The sequence below is a fragment of the Pseudonocardia acidicola genome (genome assembly GCF_012911935.1).
Taxonomy (GTDB): Bacteria; Actinomycetota; Actinomycetes; order Mycobacteriales; family Pseudonocardiaceae; genus Pseudonocardia; species Pseudonocardia acidicola.
Genome location: NZ_JAAXLA010000037.1, coordinates 1 through 24916, shown reverse-complemented (window position 1 = coordinate 24916; position 24916 = coordinate 1). Strand labels below are relative to the sequence as shown.

Annotated in this window: 28 protein-coding genes and 1 pseudogene; 7 read left to right on the top strand and 22 right to left on the bottom strand. The window is 71.9% G+C overall.

Going from position 1 to position 24916, the window contains the following annotated elements; genetic code table 11:
• Position 1: 1 nt before the first annotated feature.
• The 8 genes from HF526_RS19570 to HF526_RS19535 form a co-directional block, all read right to left on the bottom strand.
• Entirely contained in the window at positions 2–490 is a 489-nt protein-coding gene (locus HF526_RS19570) for a hypothetical protein (protein ID WP_169382983.1), read from the bottom strand.
• 195 nt (positions 491–685) lie between these two features.
• Positions 686–1726, bottom strand: a complete 1041-nt coding sequence (locus HF526_RS19565; RefSeq protein WP_169382982.1) for a uroporphyrinogen decarboxylase family protein — start codon at positions 1724–1726, stop codon at positions 686–688.
• A 23-nt stretch (positions 1727–1749) separates the two neighbouring features.
• On the bottom strand, positions 1750–2691 hold the full coding sequence (locus tag HF526_RS19560) for a quinone oxidoreductase family protein (protein WP_338051601.1): 942 nt from the start codon (positions 2689–2691) through the stop codon (positions 1750–1752).
• 14 nt (positions 2692–2705) lie between these two features.
• Positions 2706–3068 (bottom strand): hypothetical protein, encoded by a 363-nt coding sequence (locus tag HF526_RS19555; RefSeq protein WP_169382980.1) that lies wholly within the window; start codon positions 3066–3068, stop codon positions 2706–2708.
• Complete coding sequence (locus tag HF526_RS19550; protein ID WP_169382979.1) at positions 3065–3928, bottom strand: DODA-type extradiol aromatic ring-opening family dioxygenase; 864 nt, start codon at positions 3926–3928, stop codon at positions 3065–3067. The genes HF526_RS19555 and HF526_RS19550 overlap by 4 nt, the downstream gene beginning before the upstream one ends.
• Positions 3921–4763 (bottom strand): citryl-CoA lyase, encoded by an 843-nt coding sequence (locus HF526_RS19545; RefSeq protein ID WP_420821642.1) that lies wholly within the window; start codon positions 4761–4763, stop codon positions 3921–3923. The genes HF526_RS19550 and HF526_RS19545 overlap by 8 nt, the downstream gene beginning before the upstream one ends.
• Positions 4756–5946: a CaiB/BaiF CoA transferase family protein gene (locus HF526_RS19540; protein WP_169382978.1), complete on the bottom strand. Its 1191-nt coding sequence runs from the start codon at positions 5944–5946 to the stop codon at positions 4756–4758. The genes HF526_RS19545 and HF526_RS19540 overlap by 8 nt, the downstream gene beginning before the upstream one ends.
• 100 nt (positions 5947–6046) lie before the next feature.
• The gene (locus HF526_RS19535) at positions 6047–6853 is read right to left on the bottom strand and encodes an IclR family transcriptional regulator domain-containing protein (RefSeq protein WP_169382977.1); all 807 of its coding nucleotides are present in this window, start codon (positions 6851–6853) and stop codon (positions 6047–6049) included.
• Positions 6854–7062: 209 nt separating this feature from the next.
• Here HF526_RS19535 and HF526_RS19530 point away from each other — a divergent pair, with 209 nt between their 5' ends.
• The 3 genes from HF526_RS19530 (at position 7063) to HF526_RS19520 (ending at position 9840) form a co-directional block, all read left to right on the top strand.
• On the top strand, positions 7063–8511 hold the full coding sequence (locus HF526_RS19530) for an amidohydrolase family protein (protein ID WP_169382976.1): 1449 nt from the start codon (positions 7063–7065) through the stop codon (positions 8509–8511).
• A gap of 106 nt (positions 8512–8617) precedes the next feature.
• Positions 8618–9163, top strand: coding sequence for a VOC family protein (locus HF526_RS19525; RefSeq protein ID WP_169382975.1), 546 nt, complete (start codon positions 8618–8620; stop codon positions 9161–9163).
• Positions 9160–9840 carry an alpha/beta fold hydrolase gene (locus HF526_RS19520; protein WP_169382974.1) on the top strand — a complete coding sequence of 227 codons (681 nt, stop codon included), beginning with the start codon at positions 9160–9162 and terminating at the stop codon, positions 9838–9840. Before HF526_RS19525 ends, HF526_RS19520 begins: the two co-directional genes overlap by 4 nt.
• A gap of 6 nt (positions 9841–9846) precedes the next feature.
• Here the strand turns inward: HF526_RS19520 and HF526_RS19515 are convergent, their stop codons facing one another.
• Positions 9847–10929 carry an AraC family transcriptional regulator gene (locus HF526_RS19515; protein WP_169382973.1) on the bottom strand — a complete coding sequence of 361 codons (1083 nt, stop codon included), beginning with the start codon at positions 10927–10929 and terminating at the stop codon, positions 9847–9849.
• A gap of 267 nt (positions 10930–11196) precedes the next feature.
• Between HF526_RS19515 and HF526_RS19510 the strand changes: the two genes are divergently transcribed.
• From HF526_RS19510 to HF526_RS19500, 4 genes and pseudogenes are all read left to right on the top strand, one after another.
• Positions 11197–11994 (top strand): alpha/beta fold hydrolase, encoded by a 798-nt coding sequence (locus HF526_RS19510; protein ID WP_169382972.1) that lies wholly within the window; start codon positions 11197–11199, stop codon positions 11992–11994.
• Between the two features lie 30 nt (positions 11995–12024).
• The gene (locus tag HF526_RS19505) at positions 12025–13203 is read left to right on the top strand and encodes an LLM class flavin-dependent oxidoreductase (protein ID WP_169382971.1); all 1179 of its coding nucleotides are present in this window, start codon (positions 12025–12027) and stop codon (positions 13201–13203) included.
• A gap of 147 nt (positions 13204–13350) precedes the next feature.
• Positions 13351–13530 carry a cupin domain-containing protein gene (locus tag HF526_RS36985; RefSeq protein ID WP_239028886.1) on the top strand — a complete coding sequence of 60 codons (180 nt, stop codon included), beginning with the start codon at positions 13351–13353 and terminating at the stop codon, positions 13528–13530.
• A gap of 52 nt (positions 13531–13582) precedes the next feature.
• Positions 13583–13984 (top strand): annotated as a pseudogene (locus HF526_RS19500) (OsmC family protein); the annotation flags it as partial.
• Here HF526_RS19500 and HF526_RS19495 read toward each other — a convergent pair.
• From HF526_RS19495 to HF526_RS19435, 13 genes are all read right to left on the bottom strand, one after another.
• Positions 13909–14772 (bottom strand): class III extradiol dioxygenase subunit beta, encoded by an 864-nt coding sequence (locus HF526_RS19495; RefSeq protein ID WP_169382969.1) that lies wholly within the window; start codon positions 14770–14772, stop codon positions 13909–13911. The pseudogene HF526_RS19500 and the gene HF526_RS19495 overlap by 76 nt on opposite strands.
• Positions 14762–15121, bottom strand: a complete 360-nt coding sequence (ligA, locus tag HF526_RS19490; RefSeq protein ID WP_169382968.1) for a protocatechuate 4,5-dioxygenase subunit alpha — start codon at positions 15119–15121, stop codon at positions 14762–14764. The genes HF526_RS19495 and ligA overlap by 11 nt, the downstream gene beginning before the upstream one ends.
• Positions 15111–15287, bottom strand: a complete 177-nt coding sequence (locus HF526_RS19485; RefSeq protein ID WP_169382967.1) for a hypothetical protein — start codon at positions 15285–15287, stop codon at positions 15111–15113. The genes ligA and HF526_RS19485 overlap by 11 nt, the downstream gene beginning before the upstream one ends.
• Positions 15284–15562, bottom strand: coding sequence for a muconolactone Delta-isomerase family protein (locus HF526_RS19480; protein WP_169382966.1), 279 nt, complete (start codon positions 15560–15562; stop codon positions 15284–15286). Before HF526_RS19480 ends, HF526_RS19485 begins: the two co-directional genes overlap by 4 nt.
• Positions 15563–15589: 27 nt before the next feature.
• Positions 15590–16294 carry an alpha/beta fold hydrolase gene (locus HF526_RS19475; protein ID WP_169382965.1) on the bottom strand — a complete coding sequence of 235 codons (705 nt, stop codon included), beginning with the start codon at positions 16292–16294 and terminating at the stop codon, positions 15590–15592.
• Positions 16291–17358, bottom strand: a complete 1068-nt coding sequence (locus HF526_RS19470; protein WP_211177498.1) for a Rieske 2Fe-2S domain-containing protein — start codon at positions 17356–17358, stop codon at positions 16291–16293. Before HF526_RS19470 ends, HF526_RS19475 begins: the two co-directional genes overlap by 4 nt.
• 18 nt (positions 17359–17376) lie before the next feature.
• Complete coding sequence (locus tag HF526_RS19465) at positions 17377–18093, bottom strand: 4-carboxy-4-hydroxy-2-oxoadipate aldolase/oxaloacetate decarboxylase (protein WP_169382964.1); 717 nt, start codon at positions 18091–18093, stop codon at positions 17377–17379.
• Positions 18090–18824, bottom strand: a complete 735-nt coding sequence (locus HF526_RS19460) for a PIG-L deacetylase family protein (protein WP_169382963.1) — start codon at positions 18822–18824, stop codon at positions 18090–18092. The genes HF526_RS19465 and HF526_RS19460 overlap by 4 nt, the downstream gene beginning before the upstream one ends.
• A 49-nt stretch (positions 18825–18873) precedes the next feature.
• Positions 18874–19866 (bottom strand): PDR/VanB family oxidoreductase, encoded by a 993-nt coding sequence (locus HF526_RS19455; RefSeq protein WP_338051600.1) that lies wholly within the window; start codon positions 19864–19866, stop codon positions 18874–18876.
• 193 nt (positions 19867–20059) lie between these two features.
• Positions 20060–20752: a response regulator transcription factor gene (locus HF526_RS19450; RefSeq protein ID WP_169382962.1), complete on the bottom strand. Its 693-nt coding sequence runs from the start codon at positions 20750–20752 to the stop codon at positions 20060–20062.
• Positions 20749–22338: a histidine kinase gene (locus HF526_RS19445; RefSeq protein ID WP_169382961.1), complete on the bottom strand. Its 1590-nt coding sequence runs from the start codon at positions 22336–22338 to the stop codon at positions 20749–20751. The genes HF526_RS19450 and HF526_RS19445 overlap by 4 nt, the downstream gene beginning before the upstream one ends.
• 161 nt (positions 22339–22499) lie before the next feature.
• The gene (locus HF526_RS19440) at positions 22500–23855 is read right to left on the bottom strand and encodes an MFS transporter (protein WP_338051599.1); all 1356 of its coding nucleotides are present in this window, start codon (positions 23853–23855) and stop codon (positions 22500–22502) included.
• Between the two features lie 178 nt (positions 23856–24033).
• Positions 24034–24916: thiamine pyrophosphate-dependent enzyme (locus HF526_RS19435; protein WP_239028884.1), on the bottom strand; the 883-nt coding region annotated here is incomplete at its 5' end.

The window sequence follows — 24916 nt, the reverse complement described above, 5'->3', positions numbered from 1 at the left end:
CCTACTTGTCCCCGGCCGTGGCCCCGGCGCGCTGAGCCGCCTTCCGCAGCGCCGCCAAACTCTGACCCTGCAAGGCCTTCGACGCCACCGAGTCGGCGATCTGCCGCGGAGTCATGTGACCCCGGCCCGACGGCGCGAGATAGCTCTGACCGTCAACACCGATCCGGTACTCAAGATGCGACGCGACCCGCTGGAACCGCACCCGCCGACCTCGTCGGACGCCTTCCCACTTCTCCACCTTCACCGCCAGCGCGCAGCAGGTGCAGGTGAGCCGGCGCACGAACAGCCCGTCGTCGTCGACACCGGAGAAGTTGATACCGGCCTGCCGGATCGTCGGGAACAGGTGCCGGCCCCGCTCCCGGCAGGCCAGGACCTCGTCAGACACCCGGTCGACGTACTGGTCCACGTCCTCGTCCGACGCCCGGACCCACCCGGCCTCCTGCTGCTGCTCGCCTTGAATCGACGGCAGATGCGTGACGTCCTGCGCCACCGTGAACCGGCCCCCTTCGGTAGGAAACGAGTCGAACCGCCCCGCCGGTCGAGGTCCCCTTCGGTGACGTGCTCGGGCCGGGCGTACTCCGCGCTTCGTCGCCTGCAACGTCTGCGCGGGGCACATCAGCCTAACCGGCGGCTGTATCAGCGCCTGATTTGTGTCGGCTGTACCCCAGGGAGAGCCCGCCGGGCCTCAGGCCGCGGACAGCTCCGCGCGCAGCAGGCGCGCTGCGTCCGCCATGGCTCGCATCTTGCCCTCGGCGCTGGAGCGGGGCAGGTACTTCATGCCGCAGTCGGTGGCGATCGCGATCTGCTCGGGTGGGATCCGGTCGAACGCGCGGCGGGTGCGCTCGGCGACCAGTTCGGGCGACTCCACGTCCGGAGTGGACAGATCGACGACCCCGAGGATGATCGTCTTGTCGGTGAGGTCGGACAGCACGCCGAGGTCGAGCCCGGACTGGGCGGTCTCGATGGAGATCTGGTCGACCGGGCAGCCGGCCAGCTCGGGCAGGAACGAGTAGCCCTCGGGCCGGTCATGGATGATCGCGGCGTAGCCGAAGCAGATGTGCACCGCGGTGGTCCCGGTGACACCGTCCAGCGCGGCGTTGAGCGCGGCCAGGCCGTAGCCGCGGGCGGCGTCGGGGCGGGCCTGCATGTAGGGCTCGTCGATCTGCACGATGTCCGCGCCGGCGGCGAACAGGTCGCGGATCTCGGCGTTGACCGCCGCCGCGTAAGCCATCGCCGCGGCCTCGGCGTCGGGGTAGTAGTCGTTCTGCGCCTGCTGAGACATCGTGAAGGGCCCCGGCACGGTCATCTTTATCGTGCGGTCGGTGTGCGCGCGCAGGAACCGCAGATCCTCGACCTCGACCGGGCGCGGGCGCCGGATCGGGCCGATGATCCGCGGGACCGGGTTGGGATGGCCGCTGCGGTCCAGCGCGGTGCCGGGGTTGTCGACGTCGACGCCCTCGAGCGCGGTGGCGAAATGGTTGGAGTAGCTCTCCCGGCGGATCTCCCCGTCGGTGATGATGTCGAGCCCGGCGTCGACCTGAGCGCGGATCGCGAGCAGGGTGGCGTCATCCTGTGCCTGGGCCAGGTACTCGGGGTCGATGCGCCACAGCTCTGTGGCGCGCACCCGGGGCGGGAACCGGCCGGCGAGCTTGCCGCGGTCGATCAGCCAGTCGGGCTGGACATAGCTGCCGACCAGCGACGTCGGCAGCAGTGGCGACGATGGCACGGGTCCTCCTCGGGAAACGGCGGTCAGGGGGTCAGCACGATCCGGCCGGCCGCCGTGCCGGCCGCCTGGCGTTCCCAGGCCGCGGCGACGTCGTCGATCGGCACGATCTCGTGGGCCGCGGTCAGCGCGCCGCGGGCGGCCTGCTCGGCGACCGCGGCCACGGCGGCACCGCGCTGCTCGCGGGTGAGCTCGTTGTTGGTGTACCCGAGCACCCGCAGCGACCGGCTGCGCAACGTGGAGGAGTCGATCGGGCTGGTCTCCGCGGCGGAGCCGCCCAGGTTGACCAGCCGCCCGCCGGGACGCAGGGTGCGGGCCGCGGCGGCGGCCGGCACGCCGAACAGTGGGTCGATCACGAGGTCCACCGGCCCGTCGCAGGCCGCCTCGAACCGCGCGGCCAGCTCTGCGACGTCGTCGGTGTCGAGGGCGACCACGGCGTCGGCGCCTGCCTGCTCCGCCCGGTCCTGCGCGGCGACCGAGCGGGCACCGGCGATCACCCGGCGGGCACCGGCGCTGCGCGCGAGCTGGACCGCAGCCTGCCCGACCACCCCGCCCGCACCCAGCACGAGCACCTGCTCCCCCGCGGTCAGCTCACCGCGCCAGGTCAGGGCCATGTGCGCCGCGACCGCCGAGAGCCCGAGCGCCGCGACGAGCACCGGGGCGACGCCGTCGGGCAGCGCGACGAGATCGGCCCGCGGGACCGCGGCGAGGCCGGCCATGCTGCCGTCGCCCGGCGCCATCCCGGCCGCGGTGGGGAACCAGACCGGCCGGCCGGCCACCGTGCCGACTCCCTGCACGCCGGGCACGTACGGCGTCTGCGGGACGCCGAAGTAGGACGTCCCGGTCGCGCACAGCAGGTCCAGCGGAGTGATCGGCGCGGCGGCCACCTCGACCAGCACCTGCTCCGCTGTGGCCTGCGGCGGTTCCCGGTCGACCACCGTGGGCGGCCGGCCGGGCGTCTCGATCACGGCGGCGCGCATGGTCAGGTGGCGATGTCGGGGTAGGGCAGCGAGAAGTGCGCGAGCCGCTGCGCGTACTCCTTCTGGAACCCGAGCGGCTCGGCGTAGTCGCGTTCGAACATCGCGATGAACAGGGTCAGCGTCAGGAACGGGTGCGCGCCGAGCGCGAACAGCTTCGGGTAGTCGTGCCCGGCGAGCGCGGCGCGCTCGGTGTCGTCGAGGCACAGCCAGGTGCTGGCCTCACCGTCGTGGCAGTTGAGGATGCGGTTGGCCTGCTCGGCCTCCCACCACGCGACGGTGCCCACGGGGTCCTCGCGGTAGCGCTCGACCAGCTGCGGGTCGCGGTCGACGGTGAACAGGAACTTGTTCAGCAGGTACCTGCTCATCGCACACCGCCGTCCGGGTACCAGGTGAAGTAGGCCTCCATGGTGTGGAACAGGTCGTAGGTGTCGACGTAGTCGGCCTTCCGGCCCTCACCGGCGACGCCCATCATCAGCATGAAGTCCATGAAGCCGTGGGTGGCGTTGCCCGGGGCGTGCAGGCTGTCCAGGGTCACCTCGGCGAGGCAGCCCTCGATGTCCCCGGACGAGATCCACTCGACGGCCTTCTGATCGAACTGCGGGTCCGGGCCGTGCGGCCCGAACTGCCGCGGGCCGCCCAGCTCCAGTGACAGGTGCCCGGTGCCGATCACTGCCACCCGCTTGTCCGACGGCCAGGACTCGATCAGCTGCCGGATCGTGCGGCCCAGCTGGACGAACCGCTTCGGCTGCGGCAGCGGCGGGGCGAAGATGTTGGTGTAGACCGGCACGATCGGCAGGTCGGCCTCGGGCCGCAGCGTGATGATCGGGCAGGTGATCGAGTGGTCGATCCGCAGCTCGTTGGAGAACGCCAGGTCGAACCCGGCGTCCAGGCCCTCCCGCAGCACGTACTCCGACAGGTCCTCCTGGCCCTTGAGCAGCATCTTCGGCAGCCCGAACTCGCGCTCCTCGTTGTAGAAGTTCGCGTCGTAGAACGGGGCCTTGCCCACCAGGAACTGCGGCATGTTGTCCAGCCACAGCTGGTGGAAGTGGTCGGAGCCGACCATCACCAGCACGTCGGGACGGGCCCTCGTCAGCGTCTCCCGGAACGCCTCGACCTTGCGCACCCACTCGTCGGCGAACGGCGGGCGGTCCGCACCGGTCGACGTGCTGGCCCGGTGGTAGAAGGGATGGTGGGTGGACGCGATCACCGCGACCAGTTCAGCCATGACGACCTCCGTCGGTCTCCGGCTCCGGGGTGTAGGGATCAGGTGGCACCGACCGGTTGTTCAGATCGACCGACAGGAAGATCTCGTTACCCACCGGGTGGCGTAGTTCCTCGGCGAGCTGGCCGATCAGCCCGGCGGTGCGGGCGAGCAGGGCGAACCCGCGGAGCAGCTCGATCGGCAGGTCGAGGTCGGTCAGCGCGGCCCCGCACACCCCGGCGCCGTTGAGCGGCAGCGTCTTGCCCAGCACCTGCGGGTGCACCCGGCCGATCGCTGCGAACAGCGACAGGTGCGGCCCGAACAGTTCCTCCTCGCGCGCGATCTGCATCAGCCGCGGGGTGCGCGGGTCGCCCTGCTTGTGCACGTGATGGCCCAGGCCCGGGACGAACCTGCGGGCCGCCCGCTGGGCGGTGAGCGTCTCGAGCGCGAGTGCGTCCCAGCCCGCCTCGTCGGCGGGCAGCGGACCGTCCACGGAGGACACCACGTCGTGCAGGAATGCGCCGGTGTCCTCTGTGACCCCGAGGAAGCGCGACCCCCCGCCGAGCAGCCCGGCCGCCAGCGCGCCCTGGATCGAGTCCGGCGCGGACAGGTAGGTCAGCCGGGTGACGATCGCGGTCGGTGTGAAGCCGTGGTCGGCCAGCGCGGCGAGCACCGCTTCGAACACCCGGGTCTGGCCGGGGGTGGGCCGGCGCTGGGTGGCCAGCCAGTACGCGAGCTCGCCGAACCCGACCTTGCCCATCACGTCCTCGGCCAGGTCCTGGCCGAGCAGAGTGATCGACTTCGGGTCCGAGGCGCCCAGCGCGGTGGGGTACTGCGGCCGCTCGATCTGTTCAGCCACGGTCGTCCTCCTGCGGGGTGGTGAGCCGTTTGCGCAGTTCCACGCCGTGCTCGTCAAGGTCGGGCGGTGGCAGCTCGTAGTGCGCAGGGGTCTCCGAGAACCGGATCGGGTGCCGGGTGGTCGGGATGGCGCGGTCGCCCTGGCCGACCTGCACGATCGGGTCGAGCCCGAACCGCTCGGCCATCGCGAAGCCGCCGTCGATGGTGTTGATCGGCCCGCAGGGCACTCCGACCGCGACGAGCGCGTCGAACCACTCGGTGGCCCCGCGGGTGGCGAGCCGCTCGACCAGGATCGGGCGCAGCTCCTCCCGGTTGGCGGTCCGGTCCTTGTTGCGCGCGAAGCGCGGGTCCTCGGCGATCTCGGGGATCCCCAGCACCCCGCACAGCTTGCGGAACTGCCCGTCGTTGGCCGCGGCGATGATCAGGTCGCGGTCCGCGGTGGGCAGCGGCTCGTAGGGGAACACGCTCGGGTGCGCGTTGCCCATCCGGTAGGGCACCACGCCGCCGGCGGCGTAGGCCGAGCTGTGGTTGACCAGTCCGGTCAGCGCCGAGGACAGCAGGTTGACCTCGACGTGCTGGCCCTGCCCTGTCGCGTCGCGGTGCCGCAGGGCGGCAAGGATGCCGATGACGGCGTGGTTGCCGGCCATCACGTCGAACACCGAGATGCCGGCCCGGTACGGCGGCCCGTCCGGGTCCCCGGTCAGGCTCATCAGCCCGGAGATCGCCTGCACCATCAGGTCGTAACCCGGCACGTGCGCGCCCGCCCCGGACCCGAACCCGCTGATCGAGGCGTAGACGATGCGCCGGTTGCGGGCGCGCACGCTGTCGTAGTCCAGCCCGTACTTGGCCAGTCCGCCCGGCTTGAAGTTCTCGATCAGCACGTCGGCCCGGCGAGCGAGTTCCCGGGCCACCTCGGCGTCCGCGGGGTCGCGCAGGTCCAGCGCGATCGACCGCTTGCCGCGGTTGACACCCAGGTAGTAGGTGGACACCTGGTCCCGGACCGGCGGCATCCAGGTGCGCGTCTCGTCGCCCTGCGGACCCTCGACCTTGATCACCTCGGCGCCCAGGTCCGCCATCAGCATCGTCGCGTACGGGCCGGCCAGCACGCGGGAGAAGTCGGCGACCAGCAGCCCCGACAGCGGCCCGCCCGGCCCGCGCTCGTCCCGGGCTGCGACGTCTGCCATCCGAAGGCCTCCTCGTCCGTCCAGCGGACGCCTGTCCGCTGGGGCGGATTGTTCGCGCCGGACGACGGCCCGTCAAGACCGGCGGCCGACCGCGGCGTGACTACGAGGCGCTCACCGTCACGTGTGGCGCCGCCTCCAGGCGCGCGAAGTCCGCGCTGATGTCCCCCGCGGTCTGCAGCAGCAGCGGCAGATGGTGCTCGAGCAGCCGTTCGACCGACGTCTCCGCGGCGTGGGTGTTGACGTTGATGCCCGCGATCACCCGGCCCGACCCGTCGCGCAGCGGCGCGGCGACCGACCGGATGCCACGGGTGAGCTGCTCGTCGGTCAGCGCCCAGCCCCGCGCCCGCACCTCACGCAGCTCGGCGTCGCGCTCGGCGCGGCCGGGCTGCCAGCGCGGCACCAGACCCGACCGGCTCGGCTCGGCCAGCACCCGGTCCAGTTCGTCGGCCGGCAGCGCCGCCAACTGCACCTTGCCCAGTGACGTCTGCAGCGCCGGGAACCGGGTGCCGATCTGCACCGCCAACGACACGATCTTCGGCACCGCGACCCGGGCGACGTAGACGATGTCCGAGCCGTCGAGCTGGGCGATCGAGCACGACTCGTTCGTCCGGGCGACCAGGCGTTCCATGTGCGGGCGGGCGACGTCCCACAGGCCCATCGACCGCACGTAGGCCATCCCCAGCTCCAGCACCCGCGGGGTCAGCGCGAATCCGCGCTCCCCCGAGCGCACGTACCCGAGCTCGGTGAGGGTGAGCAGGATGCGCCGGGCCGTCGGCCTGGCCAGCCCGGTCGCGGTGGCGACCTCGGTCAGCGACATCGTCGGCCTGCCGGGCCCGAACGCGGCTATGACCTCCAGACCACGGGCCAGCGCCTCGATGAAATCCGGTCCGGTCCCTTCGCGCGGCATGACGCGACTCCTCACCTCGACAGCGTTCCCGCAGGGTAGCCACCGACTGTCCGCTCTGCGGACACAACCGGCCGAAATCTGCAGCGAGCGCGGTGCAGGTAGCGGATTGACAGCAGGGCGCCAGGTCGGCGAAAGTGACGCGGACCGCCGGCTGACCGTATTGCGGACAGACGTCCGCCCCCGGTCCCGCCACCGCGAAGGAGCGAGCGATGAGCGATCCGACGGAGTTCGGCCCCGGACGTCCTGTGGTGCTCCGCGGCGGCACCGTGCTCACCATGGACGACGCCAAGCAGGTGCTGCCGCGCGGCGACGTCCTGGTCGTCGACGACCGGATCGCCGCGATCGGCCCGGCCCTGACCGTGCCCGACGGCACCGTCGAGATCGACGCGAGCGACGGCATCGTGATGCCAGGCATGATCGACACCCACCGGCACATGTGGCAGACCGCGATGCGCGGATACGGTGCCGACTGGACCCTGACCCAGTACTTCGTCTGGTACTACCTGGAGTGGGGCAAGGCCTTCCGCCCCGAGGACGTCCATGCCGGCAACCTGCTCGGCGCGATCGAGGCGATCGACGCGGGTGTCACGACCTGCGTGGACTGGTCTCACGGACTCCAGACCACCCAGCACGCCGACGCGGCCGTCGACGCGCTGCAGGCGGTCCCCGGCCGGTTCGTGCTGGCCTACGGCAACATCCAGCAGGCCCCGGCCGAGTGGGCCACCGCGCCGGAGTTCCGCGACTTCGTCGGTCGGCGCCTCACCGGCGACGACATGCTCGGCTTCCAGATCGCCTTCGACGTCATCGGCGATCCGGCCTTCCCCGAGAAGCCCGCCTTCGAGGCGGCCCGGGACCTGGGCGTCGCGGTCACCACGCACGCCGGGGTCTGGGGCGCCACCGGCGACGACGGCATCCGGCTCATGCACGACCACGGCTTCATGACCCCCGAGACCGTCTACGTGCACAGCGCATCGCTGTCCGCGGACTCCTACCACCGCATCGCCGCCACCGGCGGATCGGTCTCGGTCTCCACCGAGAGCGAGCAGAGCGCCGGCCAGGGCTACCCGCCCACCTGGGCGCTGCGGTCGCACGGCATCCCGGTGTCGCTGTCGATGGACACCACGGTCTGGTGGAGCGGGGACCTGTTCACAGCCATGCGCACCACGCTGGGCGCCGACCGCTCCCGCGAGCATCTCGAGGCCCACGCCACGGGCGAGACGGTCACCCACGCGGCGCTGCGCGCCGAACAGGTCGTCGGCTGGGCGACCCGCGGCGGAGCCCGCGCCCTGGGCCGCGACCGCGACCTCGGCAGCATCGAAGTGGGCAAGAAGGCCGACCTCGTACTGATCAAGAACGACCACTCGCCGGTGATGTTCCCGCTGCTCAACCCCTACGGGCACGTGGCCTTCCAGGCCCAGCGCGGCGACGTGCACACCGTGCTCGTCAACGGCCGCGTGGTCAAGCACGACCATCGCCTGCTCGGCGTCGACCTCGCGGCCGCGCGGCGGACGGTCGAGCAGACCGTCGAGCACCTGCGCTCGACCCTCGGCGAGGAAGCGTGGGAGAAGGGCATGAACCCCGACGTGCCCGAGACCACGGTCCTCGACAACCCCTACACCTACACCGACTACCACAGCGCCAGCACCCACGGGCGCTGAGCCGCACCGCGCACTACTGCGCGCTCCGGGCCGACCGCCGGCCGGAGCGCCTCCATCCCATCTGCCCGGCCGTCGCCGAGCCCTGCCCTGCCGAAGGAGTCACGTCATGACCAGCACCCCGGACGTCTCGACGCTGCCGTCCCGACTGCACCACAACGCCTACGTCACCCGCGACCAGGAGGCCACCCGCGCCTTCTACGAGGACGTCATCGGCCTGCCGCTGGTCGCCACCTGGAAGGAAGCCGACGAACTCTTCGGCGCCGTCCGCACCTACTGCCACACCTTCTACGGCCTCGGCGACGGCAGCGCGCTGGCCTTCTTCCAGTTCGCCGACCCTGCCGACCAGGAACAGTTCGGCCCCGAGATGCCGTTCTCCCCCTTCCAGCACATCGCGCTGAAGGTCACCGACGAGGTGCAGAACGCCATCGCGAAGCGCCTCGAGGACGCCGGCTGGAAGCCCGAGGAGACCTATGTCCTCGAACACGGCTACTGCCGCTCGCTCTACACCTCCGATCCCAACGGCCTGCTGCTGGAGTTCACCGCCGACGCCCCGGGGGTCCAGGACTCCGACGCCGAGCGCCGCAGGACCGCCCGCGCGGAGCTGAAGGCCTGGCTGGAGGGGGACCACACCAGCAACAACCACTGGCGGTGACCGGGCACGTCCTGCTGGTCCACGGCGCCAACCACGACGGCTGGTGCTGGGCCCCGGTGCTGGAACGGCTCGACCGGGCCGGGATTCGAGCGACGGCCCTGGACCTGCCGTTGACCTCGTTCGCCGACGACACCGGCGCCGTGCGCGAGGCGGTACGGGCGATCGGAAACGATCCGGTCGTCCTCGTCGCGCACAGCTATGGCGGGCTCCCGGTGGCCGCGGGTGGTCACGAGGCCAGCCGGTTGGTGTTCGTCGCCGCCCGGATGCCGGCCCCCGGCGAGTCCCCCGCCGCGCTCACCCCGCGGTGGGGGCACCCGGAGTTCCGAGCGGCCTGGGCCGTCCGCGACGACGGCGCGGTCACCCTCACCCCGGCCGCCGGCGACGTGCTCTACAGCGGCTCACCGCGCAACCTCGCCGCGCTGGCCGCGACGCGGTGGCGGCCGATGTGGAGCCAGGTTCCGCGGGAGCCGGTCCCCGACCCGGCCTGGACGAGGCTGCCCAGCACGTACGTGGTGTGCACCGGCGACCGCACGGTCCGGGTCGAGGCACAGCGCGCATGCGCCGCCCGAGCCGACGAGTCGATCGAGCTCGCCTGCGACCACTCCCCCTTCTTCTCCGCCCCCACCGCCCTGTCCGGCATCCTCGCCGCGCAGGCCGCGGCCGCCACAACCGGATGAGCGGCGTCAGCGACGGAGGGTGTCGGAGGGGGACTCGCCGAAGCGGGCGCGGTAGGCCGCGGCGAAGCGGCCGCCGTGGGTGAACCCGTGGCGGAGGGCGACCTCGGTGACGGTGTTCGTCCCGTTCGGTTCGAGCCGCAGCAGTTCCTCGTGCACCCGCTCCAGGCGCAGCCGGCGCACGTAGGCCATCGGCGACGCGCCGAGCCGGCGGCGGAACGCGGCATGCAGCGAACGCTCGCTCACCCCGGCGAACGCGGCCAGGTCCGCGACCGTGAAGGCGGTATCGGTCGAGGACTCGATGAGCTCGACGACCCGGCCGACGACCCGCGACGACGGCAGGGCGGGCGGGGCGAAGACCGCGTCGGTGTAGTTGTGGCGTTGCCCGAACAGCAGCGCCGACACCACGCTGTGCTCGACCTCCGCGGCCAGTACGGGCGCCGGCCCGCCCGGCCCGCACGTGGCCAGCGCGCGGCGCAGGGTCGACACCGCCGCGACGACACCGCGCCCGTCGCCGTCGAGGTCGAGTGCGGTGTCGAACCGGATCGGTTCGCGCAGCGGCTCGTTCAGCAACCGCCGCAGGAACTTCTCCACGCGGGACTTCGCGATCGTCACCATGAGCTGATCGACCCCGGCAGGCCACCGCATCGCCACGCCCCGGTCGTAGGCCAGCACCGCCGCGCGCGAGGAACCGACCAGCGCGGTGTCGGCGCCGCGTTGTGTGAAGGCCGCCGTGCCACCGGCGATGAAGCTGACCGTCACCCACGGGATCGGCGGGCCGCAGACGATCTCGACCGGCGACCCGTACGTCGACGACATCAGCCCGAAGCCGTCCATCGACGCGTAGCTCACCCGCGCCCGGAACGGGCTGGCACGATCGAGCACCACCATCGTGTGGCCGCAGTTCAGCAGCTCCTCGGTACGGATCTTCGCCTCGTGCGGATCCCGGGTCGAGAACCCCGTGGCGCGACCGGGAACGAGATCGATGCCGTCATGCAGTTCCGTCGACGTCCTCGGCTCCGGAAATCTGCCCATGCTCGCCTCCCTGCGGCGGACATTTGTCCGTATGCCGTCAGATTCGTCGGCGTTCATTCGGAAGTCAAGGTCGCGACCACCGCGATGTCGATGCAGGAACCGGCCCAGGGCTGCAGGAAGCGGCTCGCGGGTGTGAACCGCCCGCCCTACCGTCTGCCGCACCAGAGGGTTGCGTGCCTCACACCCCTCGTCCGCTCACGGCGAGCCGACGCGGTGGCGTGACCACGAGTCCGATCCGAGCTGCGTCGTCCCGCCTCGGTCCGCCCGGTCCGGGCCGGCCCGTCCGCGGCTGCCTGCCGCTCGCCTCGTCGAACAGGAGGACCTGTGACCACGACCGTCGAACAGCCCACCGCCGCCTCCGCGCGGCGCCTGGAGATCGGGAGCGGCGCCATCAGCTACTTCCGCGCGGGATCGGGGCGCCCGGTGCTGTTCCTGCACGCAGCCGGCGGAGCCGGCGAATGGGGACCGCACCACCAGCTCATCAGCGAGCGGTTCGACCTGATCGCCCCGGACCACCCTGGCTTCGGGTTGTCGGACGATCTCCCGGAAGTGCGGGCGATGGACGATCTCGTCTATCACTATCTCGACGTCCTGGACCGGCTCGGGCTCGACCAGGTCGACCTCGTCGGCGCGTCGTTCGGAGGTTGGCTCGCCGCCGAGCTCGCCGTGCACTCGCCGCACCGGGTGCGCAAGCTCGTCCTGCTCGGCCCGGCCGGCCTGCGCATTCCCGAACACCCGGTGGCCGATCTGTTCATCATGACGCCGCCGCAGTTGCTGCGGGCCCTGTTCCACGATCCCGGAATCGTCGAGAGCCTGCTCGCCACCGAGCCCGGCGTCGAGGACATCCTGCGGTCCTACCGCGATCTCGGCGCGCTGGCCCGCTTCGGGTGGAAGCCGTACCTGAGCAACCCGAAGCTGGAAGGCCGGCTGCGTCGCATCTCGGCGCCCACCCGGGTGGTGGCCGCCGAGCACGACCGGATCATTCCGCGGGCGCACTGCGAGCGTTACGCCGCCGCGATCCCGGACGCCGAACTCGTCGTCGTCGACGGCTGCGGGCACGCCCTCCACGGCGAGCGCCCGGACGCCGTCACCGCCGCCGTGGCCGACTTCCTGGCCGACTGACGCCCCGCTACCCGCCCCGGAGAGCTGATCATGAAGTTCAACTTCTTCCACCTCATGCCCTACCCCTACCTGCCCGACGACTTCGACGACGTGGAGAAGTACCCGTCGATGTCGCTGACGTTCTCCAACCGGCACTTCGACCCGGCCAAGGGTGTCGAGCTCTACCACCGCTACCTCGACGAACTCGAGTACGCCGACCGGCTGGGCTACGACGGCATCGTCGTCAACGAACACCACCAGTCCGGCTACGGGATGATGCCCTCGCCGAACGTGATGGCCGCGGCACTGGCCCGGCGCACCTCCCATTCCAGGATCATGGTGCTCGGCAACGCCATCCCGATCCGGGGCAACCCGCTGCGGGTCGCCGAGGAGATCGCCATGCTCGACCACCTGACGAAGGGGCGGCTGGTCTCCGGTTTCGTCCGCGGCATCGGCTGGGAGCACTACGCGCACAGCGTCAGCCCGGCCGAGTCCCGGTCCCGGTTCAACGAGGCGCACGACCTGATCAAGAAGGCCTGGACGACCGAGGGGCCCTTCCAGTGGACCGGGGAGCACTACGAGTACCGCTACGTGAACGTGTGGCCCCGGCCGCTGCAGGCCCCGCACCCGCCGATCGCGGTGCCGGGGGCCGGTAGCCCGGAGACCATGCGCTGGGTGGCGGAGAACCGCTACATGTACGTGTCGGTGTACGCGCCCACCAAGGTCGTCAAGACCTGGTTCGACGGCTACCGCAAGGCCGCCGCCGACCTGGGTTACGAGCCCGACCCGGAGAACATCGCGCTGGCCACCCCGGTGTTCATCGGGGAATCGGACTCCTCCGCGCTGCGTGAGGCCCGGCAGCACGTGGAGTGGCTGTTCCACAAGGGACTGCGGCAGGGCGCCGAGATCGTGTTCCCGCCCGGGTACATGTCGGCCCCGGCGATGCGCGGGCTGCTGACGTCGGGCATGAAGCCGTACCCCGAACTCAGTTTCGAGGAGCTCGTCGAGCAGGGGTACGTCATCGTCGGGGGGCCGGAATCCGTCCGGAACCGGATCGGCGAGCTGCGTGACGAGCTCGGTTTCGGGCAGATCATGACGATGCTCGCCATGGGTGACATGTCGGCCGAGATGACCCGGCGCAACACCGAGATCTTCGCGACCGACGTCATCCCCCACTTCCGGGCCGGGCAGGATCAGGAGACGCCGGTGGTCGCTCTCGCGCAGGCCTGAGGCCTTCTCCGGAGCGGCGCGCCGCCGTCCGCCCGTCCGGTCGGCGGCGCGCTTGCGCGGTGGCCCCGCTGCGCCGTCGAGCACGACCGCTGGGCCGAGGCGGGCGGACACTCCTTCGAGCCGCCCGGCGAGACCCACACCATCGAGGTGCCGGACGGGGTGGACGAGGCGGCCACCCTGTTCCACCTCACGGACGCCTACATCTACGCCGACCCGGACGGCGATGCCGTCGGGGTCGAGGACGTCTTCACCGAGATCGAGAACGCTCGGGTGCACCACGACCACGTCGGCCTCGGCGCCGACCACGTCGACCGGTTCATCCGCTGAGCGGCGGTCTCGGGTAGACACTCGCAGCACACGTTCCGGTTCCCCCGAGCAGCTCTTCGCCGCCGGCTGTGCCGCCTGCTTCCACAGCGCGATGCGGTTCGCCCTCGCGCAGCTCGGGCTGTCCCGCGATGCGCTGCGGGACTCGCACGTCACGGCACGCGTGCACTTCCTCGAGGAGGAGCCCAGCGACTTCCAACTCGCCGTCGAGCTGGATTTCCGCGCCCCACGGCTGCAGCCCGATCAGGCCCGGGCGGTGATGGAGCGAACCCACACCATCTGCCCCTACTCCAAGGCCACCGCCGCCCGCATGATCACCGGCCAGACGATCGTCCGTGACGGCGGCGGCTATCTGCGCCGACCCACCCGGGCGCCCGGGGCTCAGGATGATCGGGCGGGCAGGCGGTTGTCGTACAGAGCGAGACCGGCGGCGGTGTTCGACGCCGGCACGAAGTAGTGCGAGTGCACCTTGGCCACCTGGTCGTTCATCGCGCCGCGCATGATCAGCCACATGATCAGCTCGATGCCCTCGGAGCCCGCCTGACGGATCAGCTCCTCCCGGCTGAGCGCGGCGAGCCCGGCCGGGTCCTTCTCGATCGACTCGAGCCACATGGCGTCGAACTCGGGGTTGATGAAGCCCGCGCGGCGCCCGGCCAGCTGGTGCGACATGCCCCCGGTGCCGAGGATGCCGACCGTGATGTCCTTCTGGTAGCTCGCGAGCGCGCGGCCGATCGCCTTGCCCAGGGCGTAGCAGCGCGCCGCGGTGGGCTGCGGGTACTGGATCACGTTCACCAGCAGCGGGATCACCGGGCAGGGCCAGGCGTCGCCCGGATCCGGCGTCCAGACCGACAGTGGCACGGTGAACCCGTGGTCGACGTCCAACTCCTGGAACACGGTGAGGTCGAAGCCCTCGTCGACCAGGCTCTCCAGGAGGTGCAGGGACAGCTCCGGGTCACCGATCACGTCGGGCACCGGCCGCTTGCCGAAGCCCTCGTCGGCCACGGCGTACCGGTCCGCGGTGCCGATCCCGAAGGTGGGGACGATGTCCAGGTCGATGCCGTTGGCGTGGTCGTTGTAGACCACGATCGCGACGTCCGGTTCGTGCTGCGCCAGCCACTCGCGGGCCAGCTCGTAGCCGTCGAACAGCGCCTTCCAGTTCGGGTCCTGTGTCATGCCGCGGTCCATCGCGGCCCCGATGGACGGGACGTGCGAGGTCGCCAGGCCCCAGATCACCTCAGCCGGCATCGGACCGCCCTCCTGCGCGCATCGCCGCCACGAACTCCTCCTCGGTCATCCCGGTGAAGACACCCCCGAGGTACTGCATCGACCGGCCGTCCATCATGGCCAGCTTGTAGACGTAGAAGATGCTGCCGCCGAGGTCGGTCATGGCCTGCCAGTCACGGTTCAGGACAGCTTCCCGCTGCTCCGGCGCCAGGCCGAACTCCTCGCAGTAGGCCGCCTCGTCGGCCAGGAACCGCTCCCGGTTCTCGGCGAAGCGCAGGCTCATGAACAGCTTGTTCATCCGGAAGCCGCGCCGGCTGGTCTCCCCGTCGAAGACCGGCGTGCCCGGCACCTCGAACCGCTCAGTCGGCATCGTGGCTCCCACCGCAGGCCGGGGCGTGCTCGTGGTCGTCCAGCCAGTCCCACATCTCGCGGGGATGCGCGCTGGTCCACGTCCGCCCGCACCAGCAGCGGCCGAGCATCTCGCCGTCGTGCTGGCGGAAGGAGATGCGCAGCTCGCGCGCAGTCCCGGTGGTCACGTGCGCTCCTGCGGATGAGTGGCCAGGGCCTCGACGGTGACGTCGAGCCAGGGCGCCATGGGCAGCGACATCAGCGCGTCGTGCAGCTCGGCCGGGTCGGCGGCCTCGTACAACCCGATGGTCGCGTTGCGCCCGGGCACGCGCCAGAGCCGCTTCAGCACGCCGGCCGCGCGCAGTTCCATGGCCCGGGCGCGCTCACCGGCCCGCAGCTCCTCGCGACGGTCGGCCGGGGTGTCGACGGGCAGTCGGTTCTCGGAACGGACGAGGAACTCCACGGGTCACTCCTGGTTTCGCAGACGGGGTCAGTGGGCCAGTTCGAGCAGGACGTCGGCCAGCGCCTCGGGTGCGGTGACCATCGCCTCGTGCCCGGTCTCCAGTTCGTGCACCGGCCAGCCGCGCTCGCGCGCCCGCTCGGCGTGGGCCTGGAACACCCGCATCCAGCTCACGCACTCGATGAACGCAGCGGGGACGTCGTCGACCGCGCCGGTGAGGCGCAGCGGGTCGGTGTAGGTCTTCCACGGGTGCGGGGTCAGCCTGCGCGTCAGCCAGTCGACGTCGGCCTGCTCGGTCACGCCGAGCACCGACAGCTTGCGCACCGGGACGAGCCAGCCGAAGCCGGTCTCGGCCGCGGACTCCGCCCAGTGCTGCGCCACCGTCTCGGGCTGCTGCTCGACCGCCGTCTCCCCGTCGCCCCCGACGAAGGCGTCGAGATACACGCGCTTCGCGATCGCCGCGGGCCGCCGGTCGGCGACCGCGGTCACGATCTGGCCGGCGTAGCTGTGCCCGACCAGGACGACGTCGGTCAGCCCGAGCACGTCGAGCAGCCGGACCACGTCCTCGACGTGGGTGTCGAGCCCCACCTGGGGGGAGAGCAGGTGGGCGCGCTCCGACAGCCCGGTCAGCGTCGGCGTGTGGACCTCGTGCCCTGCCGCGCGCAGAAGCGGGACCACCCGGTCCCAGCACCAGCCGCCGTGCCAGGCACCGTGGACGAGGACGAAGGTGCTCATGCCCCGGCCACCGCCGCCCGCGGCCGCTCGCGCGCCGGGGCCGCCTCGGCCGCGGCGGCCTCCTTGGCGGCCATCTTCTCCAGCAGCCGGCGGCCACGGATGCCCGCGACATCGGATCGGATGCTGGACTCCCGGACGCCGGGCGGCTCGGTGGCGACCATGACCTCCTGGACCTCGAGGGCGTCGATGTCCTCCTGCATCACCGCGAGCTGCTGCTCCAGCTGGAACCTCGACAGCTCCGCGTCGTCGATCTCGTAGTCGCGGCCGAGGGCGAAGAAGTCGTGGGTCTCGGTCTCGGTGGCCGGGGTCATCCCGTACAGCACCTTCATGTGGAAGCCCTCGGGCTCCTCGGTGCCGGTCGGAGCGAGCCGGATGTTGAGGACGAACACGCCCGGCGCGTAGAAGTCCCCGTCCTGCCACCGGTCGATTGGCGAGGTCAGGCCCATCGACTTCTCGTAGAACGGCGGGGCCTCGATGCCGACCATGTGCCGGGTGAAGGAGACCCGGTTCCCCTCGCTGGTCACGTCGATCGGCGTGGCCGCGACCGCGGCATTGCCGATGCTGCTGGGGTGCAGGAACGTCTCGTGGGTCAGGTCCAGCAGGTTCTCGGCCAGCAGCACCTGCCGCGCCTTCAGCGGCACCAGTCCCTTCACGTGCGTCCAGCCCGCGTCGGAGAGCCAGCCCGTGTCGGGGATCAGCGCCGGGTCGGCGAGCCCGGCGTCGCCGGGCCAGATCCAGACCACGCCGTCGCGCTCGACCAGCGGGAACCGGTGCACCGCCGCCTTGGGGGTGTCCGGCTGCTCGGCCACCCCGACGCACACGCCGCCCGCGTCGATCCGGTAGCCGTGGTAGTTGCACTCGATCACGTCACCGTCGAGGCGGCCCAGCGAGAGCGGGTACCTGCGGTGCGGGCAGCGGTCCTCGACCGCGGTGACGCCACCGTCCTGCAGCCGGTAGAAGCAGACCGGCCGCCCCAGGATCCACCGTTGCAGCAGGGTCCGGCCCACCTCGTCGGACCAGGCGCCCATATACCAGCCGTTCTTGACAATCGGGTTCGTAGCCACGGCTTCTCCAGAGGAAGATCAGACGGTGGGGGTGGGGGCGGTCTCGTCGGCCGGCTCGTCGACGTAGGTGACGCCGAGACGCTCGAGGGTCGCGCGCATGCCGTAGACGTCCAGACCGAGCACGCCGGCCTGGAACTTCTCCCGCTTCTCCTGTTCGTTGGCTTCGCGGGCCAGCGACGCGGCCGCCACCGCGGGAGCCTCCTCGCGGGGGACGATCAGCACACCGTCGTCGTCGGCGACGACCACGTCGCCCGGGCGCACGTGGGCGCCGGCGAGCACGACCGCAACGTTGACCGACCCGGGCGTCGCCTTGACCGTGCCCTGCGCGGAGACCGCGCGGGACCACGCCGGGAAGCCCATCGCGGTCAGGTCGGCGACGTCGCGCACGCCGGCGTCGATGACGAGCCCGAGCACGCCGCGGGCGGCCAGCTGGGTGGCGAACAGCTCGCCGAACATGCCGTCGGTCGACGGCGAGGTCGTGGTGACGACGAGGACGTCGCCCGGCCCGCACTGCTCGATGCAGGCATGGATCATCAGGTTGTCGCCGGGCTGGCCGAGCACGGTGACGGCCCGGCCGGCGATCCGCGCGCCCGGGTAGATCGGCCGCAGCACCGGGTGGGTGAGGCCGCGGCGTCCCATCGCCTCGTGCGCGGTCGCCACGCCGACCCGACCGAGCACCTCGACGGCCTCGGCGTCCGGGCGCCGGTTGGTCCGTACGATCACGTGCCGATTCATCGCAGCTCCTCCCCCACGGTCGGGAACGTCCGCTGGTAGGCCTCGGCGCGGGTGACGGTCTTCGGCGCCCCGTTGCGCACGGCCTGGACGCCGCGGCGGACGCCGAGGTCGGTGTAGTACTGCACCAGGTGGCCCTGGGCGCCGCTCATCGCCTGCATCGCCTTGACCTTGACGTCGAAGACCGGGGTGATGTCGAGCAGCAGGTCCGGGGCGAACCCGCAGACCTCGGGCTGGTGCGGCTCGAACTGCAGCACCTGGGCCGCGCCCAGCGGTGTCGTGGACCGGTCGTGCCCGTGGGCCTGGGCGACCATCCGGGTCAGCAGCGTGGTCTCGTGCGCCAGGTTGTGGTCACGGTTGTACGGGTCGTTCGCCACGTGGGTGAGCAGCACGTCGGGCTGGTGCTGCCGCATGATCGCGACGATGCGGTCCTGGGCCGCCTCGTCCACCCGCAGCGGGTAGTCGCCGAGGTCGAGGAACTCGATGCTCGCACCGAGCACCTCGGCGGCTGTGGTCGACTGCTCGCGGCGGGTCTGCTTGACCCGCTCGCACGTCATGCCCTCCTGCTTCCACAGGCCCTGCGACTCGCCGCGCTCCCCGAAGCTGAGGCACACCACGTGCACGGCGGAGCCGCGCTGCGCGGACAGGGCGATGGCGCCGCCGGCGCGCCAGACGAAGTCGGCGGCGTGCGCGCTGATCACCAGCACGGACGGGGTCGCGAGGTTCTCGGACATGGTTCTGCCGTTCTCCGGGTCGTGGACGGGCTGGTGGATGGCGCGGGGTCTACAGGTCGAGGACCAGGCGGGCGCCGCGGCAGCGGGAGACGCAGATCATCATCGTGTCGCCCGCAGCTTTCTCCTCGTCGGTGAGGAGGGAGTCACGGTGGTCCGGCTCGCCGTCGAGCACCGTGGTCTCGCAGGTGCCGCAGATGCCCTCCTCGCAGGAGGACAGGACGTCGACCCCGGCGTTCCCCAGCGCCTCGAGCACGGAAAGCTCCGGCGGCACCGCGACGGTGAGGCCGGAGCGCTCGCAGACGACCTCGAACCCGGTGTCCTCGCCGTCGGTCACGACCGGGGCGGCGGTGAACCGCTCGGCGTGCAGCACGCCAGGGCCCCGGGTGCGGCAGCGGACCTCGACGGCCTCGATCAGGCCGGTGGGGCCGCAGCAGTAGACCAGCGTGTCCGCGGTGGGGGCGCCCAGCACGGCGTCCAGGTCGAGCATGCCGACCTCGTCCTGCGGGTGCACCCGGACCCGGTCGCCGTACCCGGCGAGCTCGCCGAGGAAGGCCATCGACGCGCGGCTGCGGCCACCGTAGTGCAGCACCCAGTTGCCGCCGGCCGCGGCGACGGCCCGGATCATCGGCAGCAGCGGGGTGATGCCGATGCCACCGGCCACGAACACGTACCGGCCGGCGGGCTGCAGCGGGAAGTTGTTGCGCGGCCCGCGCACGCGCAGCGTCGTGCCCTCGGTGAGCTCGTCCGCGATCCACCGGGAGCCACCGCGCCCGGCGGCCTCCCGCAGGACGCCGATGCGCCATGCGGCCTCGGCCGGGTGACCGCACAACGAGTACTGACGGGTCAGCCCGCCGGGCAGCTCGAGGTCGATGTGCGCGCCGGGCGTCCACGAGGGCAGCGGATCCCCGGACGGCAGGGCGAGCTCCACGCCGACGACACCCTCGGCCTCCTCGCGACGGGCCGTGACGACCACGTCCGCCTCGAAGTCCGAGGTGGTGCGGGTCGTGGGGGCGCGTGTGTCGAGGACGGTGGACGTGGTCACAGCGGCGCTGACCTCCCTGCGTCGTCGGCGGGCTCGGCGCAGCCGGGCGACCGCGCTCACCGACAAACGTAGGAAGCCGCGCAGCACGGCAAATCGGCTCGATGTCAGCTCACGGCCTGCCGATACGACAGGTCGTGACTACGTCATCCGTCGCGCCCGCCGCTCCCCGGGCTGATGGTCGCTCCGCACCAGGTCAGCTGGGTGCGGGGATGAGCCCCTCGCGGATGGCCAGCAGGGCGGCCTGGGTGCGCGAGGAGAGCTGCAGCTTGCTCAGCACGTTGCTGACGTGCGTCCGCGCCGTACGCTCGCTGATCACCAGACGGTGGGCGATGTCCCGGTTGGAGTACCCGTGGGCGACCAGGATCAGGATCTCCCGCTCCCGCGCGGTCAGCGACGCCAGCCCGACCTGGGGGGCGGCCATGCGGCGGGTGAGCTGACGGGCCACGGCCGAGTCCAGGTGCACCTCCCCGGCTGCGGCGGCCCGGACCGCGGTGGCCACCTCGTCGGGTTCGGCGTCCTTGAGCAGGTAGCCGGCCGCGCCGGCGGCGAGTGCGGCGTGGACCCGTTCCACCTCGCCGAAGCTGGTGAGCACGACGACCTTCACCTCGGGATGCGCCCGGGCGATGGCCTCGGTCGCCTCCACGCCGCCCATGTTGGGCATCTGCAGATCCATCAGGATCACATCCGGCAGGGGTTCGCCGAGGGTCTGCCACTGCTGCAGCTGGGCGATCGCCTGCTGACCGTCGGCCGCCTCCCCGATCATGTGCAGTGAGGCCACGGTGTCGATGTACGCCTGCAGGCCACGGCGGACGATCGCGTGGTCGTCCACGACCATGACCCGGATGACCTCGCCCGGGGTCGCGTCCCCACTGATCGGTTCGGTCATCGGTTCCCTGCCTCTCCTTCCGCGGACACCGCCGCGCCGGGGGCCGGCAGCGTGACCCGCACCGTCCAGCCGCCCGACGGGCGCGGGCCGGCGATCAGCCGACCACCCCAGCGCTGGGTGCGTTCCCGCATCGACACCAGCCCGAGGGTGTCCCGGGGCACACCACCGCCGGAGCCCTCGGACGACACACCGGGACCGCTCCCGTCGTCGGTCACCTCGACGACGAGGCCGCCGTCGTCCTCGGTGAACCGGATGCCCACCGCGGTGGCCCGGGCGTGCTTCACCACGTTGTGCAGCGCCTCCTGGACGATGCGGTACAGGTCCTCCTGGACGTCCATCCCGGAGTCCAGCTCCAGGCTCGGGGGCGCCTGCACGTCGACGACCAGTCCGGTCCGCGCCTCCAGGCTCGCGGCGTGCGCGCGGACGGCGTCGACCAGGCCGCGCTCGGCCAGGTCCAGGGGACGCAGCTCGAAGACGAGCCCACGCAGATCCGCCAGTGCGTTCTGGGAGAGCTCCGCGAGCTCCTCGGCGCCACGTCGCACCCGGGCCGGGTCGGCGCCCGCGCGATCGACCTGGGCGCGCAGCGCCTTCGCCTGCATGCGCATGGAGAACAGTTGCTGCACCACGGAGTCGTGCAGGTCCCGGGCCAGCCTGCGGCGCTCGTCGAGCTGGGCCTGCGACCGGCTCTGGGCCAGCAGCGTGGCGGTGTCGATCGCCACCGCGGCGTGATCGGCCATCGCCTCGAGGAAGGCCAGCGAGTTGGGGCCGGGGTCCTCGCCGGGGAGGTAGTAGGCGTTGATCACGCCGAGGGTCCGGCCGCGTACCACCAGGGGCATGGACACGAAGCTGTCCCAGTCGGGGTAGCCCATGATCGCGTGCAGCGGGACCCAGGTCGGGTCGGCCATGATCGCGGGCTTCCGGTTCAGGACCACGACCGGCTCCCCGCCCTGAAAGGCGTCCATGAAGCGGACCCGGGCGCCGAGCCGCCGGCAGGCGCTCAGCCGCTCGGTGAACTCGGCGGCGTCGCCGAAGCCGGCCATGCCCAGCACCCGCAGTTCCTCGCGCGGGTCGTCGATGGCCAGGATCTGGACGGCGGCGATGTTCGCCGTCATCACGACCTCGTGCGCCACGGCGTCGAGGGTGGCGCGCAGCGAGCCCACGTCGGCGACGCTGGAGGCCGCCCGCGTGATGGCGGTCAGCCGTCCCTGCTGGCGCAGGGCGTCGGTCACGTCGCTGAACCAGACCACGTACCCGTCTGCGGCCGCCGGGGCGAGGCGGTACTCGAGGTCTCGGCGACGCCCGTCCGGGGCCGGCCATGTCGTGCGGCGACGGTCCTCACGGGGCCGGTCCGGGCTCGGCTCGGCGGTGTCGAACGGGGCCGCACCTCCGACGAGGTCGTCGGCCGGGAGACCGAGGATGTGCGCGGCCGCGGCGTTGAGCGCCGTGAAACGACCGTGCCGGTCCAGCACCGCCAGTCCGTCGGCGGACACGTCCACCAGAGCCCGGAGAACGGAACCGTCGATCCGGCCCGGCCGCCACGAGGCACCGGCAGTGGTGTCCACGTCGGTGTCCACATCGCTGTGCACCTGCGCCACCTCCCCCGGCCCGGGACCGGCAGCGGGCCGCTGCCTCCCCACCAGACGGTACTGAGGGCGCACACCCCGCTCCCGGGGCGCCCGGAGACGACACGTGCGCCGGCCGGGGCCACAGCGGCCCCGGCCGGCGCGTCGAGAACCCCTCCGTGCGGTCAGCTCGCCGGCCGGGCCGCGGCGGTCGGCGCAGCCGCCGGCGCCGTCCCGGCGGGCCCGTTCGCGTGCTCGGTCGCGGCGGGCGCGGAACCCCCGCGGAGCCCGAGGACGGTCACGAAGCTGATCAGCGACAGCGCCATCACGTACACCGCGATCGGCGTCGAGGAGCCGTAGGTCCCGAACAGCGCGGTCGCGACGATCGGGGTCACGGCACCACCGATCATGCCGCCCACCTGGTAGGCGATGGAGATCCCGCTGTACCGGAACCGGACGTCGAAGATCTCGGTGAACAGGCCGCCCTGGGCACCGGCCATGACGCCCTGCACGATCGCGGCCACCGCGAAGGCGAGCAGCGCCAGACCGGTGTTCCCGGTGTTGACCAGCGCGAACATCGGGATCGGCCAGATCACCGCGGTCAGCGCGCCCAGCGCGTAGACCTTCTTCGAGCCGAAGCGGTCGGCGGCCAGGGCCGACACGACGATGGTGGCGATCCAGACCAGCGTGGAGGCGAGGATCAGCGTGAGCAGCGTCGTCCGGTCGAAGCCCACCACCTTGGTGCCGTAGGTGAGCATGTAGACGATGACGGTGTAGCCGACCGCCGGCGGGGCGATCGAGGCCAGGCTGGCCAGCAGCAGGTTGCGCGGCTGGCTGCGGAACAGTTCCGCGACCGGGACCTTGCTGACCTCCTTGTCCTGCTTCACCTGCTGGAACTCCGGCGCGTCCTGCAGCCGGCTGCGGACCAGGAATCCGACGATCACCAGCACCACGCTGATCAGGAACGGGATCCGCCAGCCGTAGGACATGAAGTCCTCGTTGGACATACCGGAGACGGCGAGGAACGCCAGGTTCGAGGTGAGCACGCCGACCGGCACGCCGAACTGGGCGAAGCTGCCGTAGACCGCACGGCGCCGCGGGGAGGCGTGCTCGGTGGCGATCAGGATCGCGCCACCCCACTCGCCGCCGACCCCGAAGCCCTGGATGAGGCGGAGCGCGACCAGCAGCAGCGGCGCGCCGACGCCGATGGCGGCGTACGTGGGCAGCACACCGATGAGGAACGTCGAGCCACCGGTCATCAGCAGCGTGAGCACGAGCATCGACTTACGGCCGACCCGGTCCCCGAAGTGCCCGATGACCGCGGCCCCCAGCGGACGGGCGATGAAGCCGACGGCGAAGGTGCCGAAGGCGGCCAGGGTGCCGGCCACGCTGGAGAAACCGGGGTAGAACAGGCTCCCGAACACCAGCGCTGCCGCGGTACCGAAGATGTAGTAGTCGTACCACTCGATCGACGTGCCGATGATGCTGGCCGCGAAGATGCCCTTCTTGGACGGGGCACTGGTGGTGCTGGGTGGGGCCACGGTTGCGTACTCCTCTGGACGCCGGAAGGCAGACATACGTGCGACCACGCAGGTGAGGGCGGTCTCACGGCTGTAGGAATGCAAGTCGGTCGGCGCCCGGAAGTCGTGGGCACGCGGACCTGCCCTGAGCCGGTCTTCTGTAACGGCCGGTCTACGTCATCTGTCTCGTCCGGGGTGTTCACCCCAGCGGCCGGGTCTCCGCCGTGATCGGCACCTCCAGCAACCGGGGCCCGCGCAGTGACGAGATGCAGGCCAGAGCGCTCGCCAGCTGCTCTGAACTGGTGATCCGCTCGCCGGGCAGGCCGTAGCCGGCGGCGATCTGCACCGCGTCGATGCCCGGCAGGTCCAGCCCGGGGGCATCGGCGACCCCCAGCTGCGTGACGAAGCTGCGCAGCGCGCCGTACCCGCCGTTGCGCAGCACGACGAACGTGACGGGCAGGCCGAGCTGCGTGGCCGTCCACAGGCCGGCCACGCCGTACTGCAGCGCGCCGTCCCCCAGCACGGCGACGACGGGCCGGTGCGGGTCGGCCAGCGCCACTCCCACCGCCGAGGGCGGCCCGAAGCCCAGCCCGCCGGCGGCCGGGAAGAACAGGCTGCGCGGCCGGTTCAGATCCAGGTGCTCCCAGAACTGGGTCGTGTTCGAGGTCGACTCGTTGACCAGCCGGACGTCCGGCGGCAACACGCGGGCCATCTGCGCGAACACCGCGTCGGCGGGGAAGGGCGCGGCCTCCGGCACGGACGCGGCCGGGCGTTCCCGGGACGGGACGCCGGCTCGGGAGGGGTCAGCGGGGAGCGCGTCGAGCAACTGGCCGACGACCGCCGCGACGTCGGCGACCACGGCGTCCCCGAAAGCCGCCCGCGCGGCCGCCCCCGGGTCGGCACCGACGGCGACCAGCTCGGTGCCGGCCGGCAGCCAGGGCCCGGGGCGGTAGGCGTGGTAGCGAAAGACCGGGGCGCCGAGGACGAGCACGAGGTCGTGGCCGGCCAGGTGCTCGCTGACGCCGGCGATGCTCGGCGGCAACACGCCCTGCCACAGCGGGTGCCGGGTGGGGAAGGGGCAC